5 protein-coding genes are annotated in these 8,541 nt (G+C 41.3%); 4 read left to right on the top strand and 1 reads right to left on the bottom strand.

Going from position 1 to position 8,541, the window contains the following annotated elements; all coding sequences use genetic code 11:
- The first annotated feature begins 1,598 nt into the window (after positions 1-1,598).
- Together IM479_RS13130 and IM479_RS13125 are read left to right on the top strand one after the other, a co-directional pair.
- On the top strand, positions 1,599-3,908 hold the full coding sequence (locus tag IM479_RS13130; protein ID WP_287685954.1) for a GumC family protein: 2,310 nt from the start codon (positions 1,599-1,601) through the stop codon (positions 3,906-3,908).
- A 54-nt stretch (positions 3,909-3,962) separates the two neighbouring features.
- A complete protein-coding gene (locus IM479_RS13125; RefSeq protein WP_287685955.1) occupies positions 3,963-5,420 on the top strand; it encodes a DASH family cryptochrome in 1,458 nt (485 codons plus the stop codon).
- A 582-nt stretch (positions 5,421-6,002) separates the two neighbouring features.
- On the opposite strand, the gene nadA is transcribed toward IM479_RS13125, so the two are convergent.
- Positions 6,003-6,962, bottom strand: a complete 960-nt coding sequence (gene nadA, locus IM479_RS13120) for a quinolinate synthase NadA (protein WP_287076576.1) — start codon at positions 6,960-6,962, stop codon at positions 6,003-6,005.
- 213 nt (positions 6,963-7,175) lie between these two features.
- On the opposite strand from nadA, the gene tatC reads away from it, so the two are divergent.
- Both tatC and IM479_RS13110 read left to right on the top strand, forming a co-directional pair.
- The gene (tatC, locus tag IM479_RS13115; protein ID WP_002783793.1) at positions 7,176-7,937 is read left to right on the top strand and encodes a twin-arginine translocase subunit TatC; all 762 of its coding nucleotides are present in this window, start codon (positions 7,176-7,178) and stop codon (positions 7,935-7,937) included.
- 78 nt (positions 7,938-8,015) lie between these two features.
- Entirely contained in the window at positions 8,016-8,327 is a 312-nt protein-coding gene (locus IM479_RS13110; RefSeq protein WP_002798470.1) for a hypothetical protein, read from the top strand.
- The last annotated feature ends 214 nt before the right edge of the window (positions 8,328-8,541 follow it).

Below are 8,541 nucleotides of genomic sequence, written 5' to 3'. Positions count from 1 at the left end.
TTGTTCAAAGTGGCCGGAGGGCATTCGGACACTCAAAATGGACGGGTCGAAAGTGTCAGACTTAAGCAATTAAGCGTTTTTCGCTATCTGCGTCAACCCCATTGACGCGACCACCCTAAAAAAGTGGCGTGGTGAGGAATCACCGTCCGTTTTACGGCGGCGAGGATGTCAAAAGAGCAGATTAAGTAAGCTGTACTGAATTTAAATTGCGTATTGGATTTTTTAGTACAAATGCTCGAGATCCTGCTCCCTGCTCCCTGCTCCGGTGCAGTCTTAACGAGTAATTTAGATAGTCAACAGCTTATTGCCATTGGCAGGATAGCAGATAATCGGTAATTAAATATAGCTTTGCCTGTTAGCAAGAGGTACATTATCGATGTTGAAAAGTTTAATCAGCAAAGGTTTAACTGTATCCCACAGGTGTGAAACCCGCTATATACAGACCATTTTACTTGTATGTGGATTTTGATTCAGATCGGAATTTTTTTTAAGTCCCAAAAAGTTCTATCATCGGCATATTTAAATCAAAAACGAGCAGGAATTAAAAAACCTTGTTTTTCTAAGGATTTCATCACCGAGCTAGAAACAACTTTGCCCATTTGATAGACTAAACGGTTGTTTGATTAGTTGCATAAAGTTTGAATCGTAATTTTATATCTTGTAGAATAATCCTCAGCAGATAAGTCAAGTTATCAAGCAATTTAGACATATTTTTTGATGCTTGTATTCTAATTTTTTTACTTTACACCAGCGATACAGATGCTGAGTTCTCAAGGAAGATATAGCGTTTCCTGTTCACAAGAGGTACATTATCAATCCTGAAAAGCTTAATCAACAAAGGTTAAAGTGTGCCTCGCAGATGCGAGAACCGCTATAATCTATTTCAGCATCCTTGTCAACCCAGAGGGGTAATTTGCAGCAATTCTCAAGATAGTTGCTCAACTATCTCACTTAATTGAGCATATTAACCAGACAAACAGCTTTTACTGGTTTTAAAGCTGTTTTTAGCCATTAATAAACTGTTTTTTTCGGCTTTATCCGTTAATTCTGTCTGCTTGTCCTAATTCTCCCCCTTTGCCTTCAAAAAATTCTTGGTCATCTAACCGATTAATTATCCATTCCTGATTGTAGAATAGCTACCTATGGATGTTCTGATTTGTCGGGAGGATTATCAGCAAGCTGGACTATAAGATGCGGCAGGACAAAAGTTAGTAGTTCTGGAAAAACTAGAGTCGCCATTGTAGCATGGTGTTATGATGAAGCGGTAATTAATCGAGCCAGATTGCTACCGCAAAATCTTTTAAACCGCATCCACAGGGAAACCCGTAGTTTGGCTTTTTCGGCTATGATCTTTGCATAGCAATACTTTTAAGGGTTAATGGCCTGCCAGTGAAATTCCAGTTCTCTAGCTGGTTGCCGTTTATATCCTTAAAGTGTCCCGAAGTCAATCTCAACTTTAGATGTCATATTCCTGACTCTATAAGGGTTTGAGGCTATTTTAAATAGATACCATGTTTGGACAAATTCCCAAATTATTCTCAAGCTATACTGGCATACTAGATGCGGTTTTATATAGTTATCCCTTGACTATTTGATTAATGATGAACAACCAACAAAACGGGGCTTTAAAAACCCAAAGCCAAGAAAATCTGCCAGTTTTTGCTCAACCGGCTTTTATCCCCTCCGTGACGCAGGAAGAAGAAGAAATCAACCTGCGTCAAGTCCTTTCTGTGGTCAAGCATCGCTGGTTGATAATCGCTGGCATCACCCTAGGGGTGACAAGTGCGATCGCTACTTATACTTTCTTAAAAACCCCTATCTATCAAGGTAAATTCCTGCTGCTCATCGGTCAACCCATCGAGGAAAATAAAAGTTCTTCCAGACTGGCAGCCCAAGATATCCTACCTCAGTTAGGTGGTGAAGACATCGATTATGATACCCAAATCGCTGTTTTAACCAGTCCTCAACTCCTTAACCCCATCCTTAGTAAAATAACTCCTCAATATCCCGACTTTACCTACAGTGATTTAATTAGTAAGACTGGCAAATCTGATCTCAAAGTTAGTCAACTAAAAGATACGAAAGTTTTAGAAATTTCCTATCAAGATGCGGAACCAGAAAAAATCAAGCTGGTTTTAGAAAATTTAGCCCGTCATTACCTAAACTATAGTTCTCAGGAACGCAAGACCGAAATTAATCAAGGTTTGGATTTTGTCAATGCTCAATTGCCCGTGCTGCAGGAACGAGTTAATTCTCTACAAAAACAAATGCAGCAATTCCGGCAGCAATACAATTTCCTTGATCCTGACAAAGAAGCGACTCGTTTATCGCAACAGTTAACCAGCATCGAACAGGAGTACAGAGTCGCCCAAGTCGCCCTTAACGAAATTAACTCTCGCTATCAAGCTTTACAGCAACAGGTGGGATTAGACCCTAATCAAGCAATTATCGCTACTTATCTCAGTGAATCTCCCGGTTATCAAGATTTGCTCAAGCAGTTGCAAGAAGTGGAAGTGGAATTGGCGAAACAATCGGCAGTTTTTGCCAAGGATAGCCCGATAATCGCCACCCTAGAGGAAAAACGGGCTAATTTACTGCCCCTACTGCAAAACGAGGCACAGAGAACCCTAGGGGAAAAACTGCCCCAGACAGTGGGTAATTCCCCGGCTTTGGTGTCACGAAGCGCTTTGCGAGTAGAATTAACCCAACAATTGGTGGAAGCCGCTAACACTCGCCAAACCCTAGAAATTAAGGTAGAATCCCTTGCCCAAGCCCTGGAACAACAGAAAGCCTCGGTCAAAAACCTAGCCGTACTATCCCGTCGTTATACGGATTTGCAGCGAGAATTGGAAATCGCCACCACCAGTCTCGGCCGTTTTCTGGAGGAACAACAAAAACTCCAACTCAAGGTGGCACAACAAGTGATGCCTTGGCAACTAATTTCTCCACCAGAAGTAGAGGAAGATTTCGTTTCTCCTAAACCCGTGCGAAATCTGGCTTTGGGGCTTATCGGTGGCCTGTTGCTAGGTATAGGGGCGGCCTTTTTAGCTGAAAGATTAGATCCCGTTCATCATAGTGCAGATGAACTAAAAGAAGATGCCAAGCTACCCCTTTTAGGTGCAATTCCTTGGCAAAAAGACCTCGGTACGATCGAAAAAGTGAACACCGCCCTACCCCAGTTAACAGTCGGTGATCGCAAAATTACTATCCCTAATACTACTGCCAAATCAGCCAGCGAAAACCTCTCCTACTATAATTTCTCGCCCTTCTCGGAAGCTTTCCGCACTCTTAACGCCAATATTCGCCTCCTCGGTTCCGATTCCCCCCTCAAGTCCCTCGTGATTAGTTCTGTATCACCGGGAGATGGTAAAACCACTATGGCAATCAATATCGCTAAGGCGGCCGCCAGTATGGGACAAAGAGTCTTACTGGTGGATGCCGACCTGCGACGACCCCAGATTCACCTGCGACTTAATCTCAATAACGACCACGGACTCAGTAATGTCATCGCCGAGGGTCTCGATTGGAACGAGGCAATTCAACCTCTACCCCGTTACGAGAATTTATCGATTCTTACCGCCGGTTCAATTCCCCCAGATCCAAGCCGTTTGCTTTCTTCCCAGAGAATGCAGGAGATGATCTCGCAATTACAGCAAGACCACGCTTTCGATCTAATTATCTACGATCTACCACCGCTCGCCGCCTTTGCCGATGCCAAAATTCTCGCCGCCATGGCCACTGGCCTAATTCTCGTCACCAAACTGGGCAAAACCGATCGCTTTGCGCTGAAAAATCTGCTCGAAGATCTGAGATTATCCCACATTTCCCTGTTAGGTTTAGTGGCTAATAATGTTAGTCGGAAAGACCACAATTATCGTTACTATGGCCATTACTACGGCAAAAGATAATTAAATCTCATCTCAGTTACTATTTATCAGTTATCAACTTTTAATTGATGTTAAATGCGTGTTTTAATCTGGTATCGCAATGATCTGCGGGTTCACGATCACGAGGCAATTTATCGCGCTATTCAAGAACAATTCGAGATAATTCCCTTCTATTGTTTTGATGAGCGTCAATTTGGTCTTACTTCCTACGGGTTTCCCAAAACAGGCAAGTTCCGGGCTAAATTTTTATTAGAAAGCGTAGCAAATTTACGACAATCTCTGGAAAGTTTAGGCGGTAATTTAATTATCCGACGGGGAAAACCAGAAGAAATTATCCCGCAATTAGTTCAAGAATTGCAGATAGCCAGGGTTTATTATCATCAAGAGGTAACAGCAGAGGAATTAGCGGTAGAAAAAGCGGTAAATAAGGCTTTATCTGGGGTTCCCGTGCAGATAAAAACTTTTTGGACAGCCACTTTATATCATCCTGATGATTTACCTTTTACCATTAATCAATTACCAGAATTATTTACTAATTTTCGTAAACAAGTAGAACGTCATTGGCAAATAAGAACAACTTATCCCACGCCGAAAAAGTTGACAAAATTGCCTAAAATAGAGTTGGGAAACCTTCCCAGTTTAAACGATTTAGGCGTAACAGAACTAATTTTAGACTGGCGAGGTGTTTTGTCGTTTCAAGGGGGTGAAATGGCAGGAAAATCACGGGTTAAGGAATATATTTGGGATAGTGATTCCTTAAAAACCTATAAGGAAACCCGCAATGAAATGTTAGGGACTAATTATTCCTCAAAATTCTCAGCTTGGTTAAGTTTTGGCTGTCTTTCCCCCCGTTATATCTATGAGGAAGTACAAAAATATGAGCAAATAAGAGTAAAAAATGACTCTACCTATTGGCTGATTTTTGAATTATTCTGGCGAGATTTTTTCCGATTTATTGGCAGTAAACACGGTAATACAATCTTCTATAAATCTGGTTTGCAAGGACTTAATTTACCTTGGTTAGAAGATTGGGAAAGATTTAATCTCTGGTGTGAGGGAAAAACCGGTTATCCCCTTGTAGATGCTAATATGAGAGAATTAGCCGCTACAGGATTTATGTCAAATCGTGGCCGGCAAAATGTCGCTAGTTTTCTGACCAAAAATCTCGGTATTGATTGGTGTATGGGAGCAGAATGGTTCGAGTCATTATTAGTTGATTACGATGTCTGTAGTAATTGGGGCAATTGGAATTACACTGCTGGTGTCGGCAATGATGCGCGAGCATTTCGTTATTTTAATATCCCTAAACAGTCGAGAGATTATGATCCCAAAGGTGATTATTTACGTCACTGGTTGCCCGAATTAGCCGCAATAAAGGGCGATAAAATTCACGAAACTTATAAATTATCTCCAGAGGAACAAAAGCGTTATGGGGTGATTTTAGGGGTTAATTATCCTCGTCCCATTGTCGATTTTTTTCAATCCATCAAACACAACGAAAAAATTTATCTTCAGCATTTCAGTAATCAGTAATCAGTAATCAGTAATCAGTAATCAGTAATCAGTAATCAGTAATCAGTAATCAGTGTAATTCTACCTAGGGTCTGCTGAAAAAGTTTTTCGGTGGGGGTAGGAGTCAGGAGTCAGGAGTCAGGAGTCAGGAGTCAGGAGTTTCAGGCTTTGTTGCCCTTGTTTTTTGTACCAAGCGATGTACTACAAGAAGGATAATGCAAGGTTTTTGAAAGTCCCAATCCTATTTTCGCAGCATGAACATCGGACTTTAACAGGTCAAAAGCTTTATTTTAAAAGGGTTTTACCATTATTCAGCAAGCCCTACCTAATATTATCTCAAGAATAAAATTCTTTCTAGACAAGAAACTTACCAAAATAAAAATGATTTTAATGTCCCCAGATTTTTTCCGTTAAATTGAATTAGCAATGATAGATATATATTTGGATTATCGAACTATTTATTAGTACATGACATAGAAGCAAGCTGTGATTGGGTTATAATTTTTGCAGATGTCTAATCAACTGAAAACTCACATCTGAAAACTCACATCTGATAACTGATAACTGATAACTGATAACTGATCACTTATAACTGATCACTGATTAAGACATTTCTAACATTCTTTGAATCGGCAACAGTGCCTTAACTCTTAAATCTTCAGAAATAGTAATTTCTGGAGTTTTATCTCGCATACAGAGATACAATTTTTCGAGAGTGTTCAGTCTCATGTAGGGACACTCATTACAAGCACAGTTATTTAAAGCTGGTGCAGGGATAAATAGTTTCTCTGGGGCGGATTTTTGCATCTGGTGAATAATCCCCGGTTCTGTGGCGACAATAAAGGTTTTTTCGGAACTTTTCAGGGAATAATTTAATAGTGCCGTCGTGGAACCAATATAATCGGCATGGCGTAAAACCGATGCTTCACACTCAGGATGGGCGATAATTTTTGCTTCTGGATGGGCGACTTTTAATTCTATTATCTTGCGTTCGGAAAAAGTTTCATGGACAATACAACTACCCTGCCAGAGAACTAAATCTCTACCAGTTTGCTGACTGACGTAACGGCCTAAATTGCGATCGGGAGCGAAGATAATCGGTTGATGGGCAGGGATTTGATTAACTATTTTGACTGCGTTGGAACTGGTGCAGATAATATCACTCATGGCCTTAATTTCTGCACTGCAATTGATATAGGAAATCACAATATGATCGGGATATTGGGCTTTAAAACGAGCAAAATCTTCAGGATGACAACTATCAGCTAAAGAACATCCTGCATCTAAATCCGGCAGCAATACCAACTTATCTGGGTTTAAAATTTTAGCTGTTTCTGCCATGAAGTGAACCCCCGCAAATACGATCACATCTGCTGGCGTTCGGGCAGCCTGTTGGGATAAACCGAGAGAATCACCAATATAATCAGCTATATCCTGTATGTCAGAATTTTGATAGTAGTGAGCCAGAATAACGGCGTTTAATTCCTGTTTAAGCTCTTTAATTGCCGTAAATAGGTCATCAGGTAAGCTCGATCGATTGGCGGGTTGAACAGTTGTGAACACGGTACGACTTATGGTTATTTTTACCAAATACTAAACAAGTCCCTATATCATAGCAAATTTTTTTTAAGGAGAGTGGGGAAATGGGGAAGTGGGGGGCAACTTTGATTTATTATCCTGAATTCTGTCTCCTAACCCCTAACCCCTAATCCCTAATCCCCATCCCCTATCAATGCTAGGATAAAGGCTTGAGTAGAGAACGATCGAGCGAAAGCCATGTCATCGACAGAAGTAAAAACCCCACCCCCAGACAGTCCTGAATTCCTCGATGAGTTACCCGGAGAAGTGGAAATGTCCTTATTTGACCACTTGGAGGAATTGCGGCGCCGGATTTTTTATAGTTTAATTGCCGTGGCTGTGGGTGCGGTGGGATGTTTTATCTTCGTTAAACCCCTAGTACAAGTGCTGGAAGTCCCTGCCCAAGGGGTAAAATTTTTGCAGTTGGCCCCGGGAGAATTTTTTTTCGTCTCCCTAAAAGTAGCTGGATATAGCGGCATACTGGTGGCTAGTCCGGTCATTCTCTTACAAATTATTCTCTTTGTGCTGCCGGGGTTAACCCGTCGCGAACGGCGTTTAATTGTCCCGGTAGTGTTAGGATCGAGTGTTTTATTTTTTGCTGGTTTATTTTTTGCCTATATTGCCCTGATTCCCGCCGCTTTAAACTTTTTTGTGAGTTATGGGGCGGAAGTGGTCGAACAAGCTTGGTCGATCGAGCGCTATTTTGAATTTGTCTTACTTTTACTTTTTAGTACTGGCATCGCCTTTCAAATTCCCGTTATTCAATTGATTTTGAGCTTTTTAGGCATTATTTCCTCGCAAACGATGTTATCGGGGTGGCGTTTCGTGGTTTTGGGTGCGGTGATTTTAGGCGCGATTTTAACCCCTTCCACAGATCCTCTCACCCAATCCCTGTTAGCAGGGGCGGTCTTGGGTCTATACTTTGGGGGGATTGGGGTAGTGAAATTAACGGGACGTTAGCAGTTTTTTGATAGAATTTGACGGCTGAAAACTAATTAAGCCAGAAAGCTAGAGATTGATTCTAGATTGAGTAACAAAGTGAAATATTTTTTCTTAACGGCAGGTTGGACAATAGGACGGGTGTGGGAATTTGGCGGTTTGTGGGATCACGCGAGTAGTTGGCGACGACCACCGCAGATAGAGCGATTAAATATCGGTATTTTAGAGGGAGAACAGGTTTTATGGCTTTATAAGGTGGAAGAAGCCGTGATTATGGTAGAAGTTGCCCCCAAGAGTGCAGAAATTGCCGATACTGTCCCCACCATCGGGCAAGTGGTGCTAAAACGCTTGATTAGTGCCGAACAAGTCCTCGAAATCCTGCAAAATGCCGAAGAAGTGCTGAGGAAGTAATCAGTGATCAGTTATCAGTTATCAGTCATCAGTGATCACTGATCAGATGTGAGTTTTCAGTGAGTGGTATTAAGTGGCTCTTCGGTAATTGTTATGCAAATAATTAACTTAAAATAAAATTCGATGAGAGTGCCTACGCCTAAAAGTAGCTGAAATCTATACAGGGAGACACTTAAGGCACAAATAGGTTAATACCAAAAGATAGACAATTGAG

The sequence above is a fragment of the Microcystis sp. M165S2 genome (assembly GCF_020245885.1).
Taxonomy (GTDB): domain Bacteria; phylum Cyanobacteriota; class Cyanobacteriia; order Cyanobacteriales; family Microcystaceae; genus Microcystis.
Note: the sequence above shows the minus strand (reverse complement) of the source record. Positions and strands in the feature narration are given on the sequence as shown.

What these genes read in the sequence shown, in the direction of transcription:
- IM479_RS13130 (WP_287685954.1), top strand. Translation starts at nt 1,599, where the DNA reads ATGATGAACAACCAACAAAACGGGGCTTTAAAAACCCAAAGCCAAGAA.
- IM479_RS13125 (WP_287685955.1), top strand. Translation starts at nt 3,963, where the DNA reads ATGCGTGTTTTAATCTGGTATCGCAATGATCTGCGGGTTCACGATCAC.
- tatC (WP_002783793.1), top strand. Translation starts at nt 7,176, where the DNA reads ATGTCATCGACAGAAGTAAAAACCCCACCCCCAGACAGTCCTGAATTC.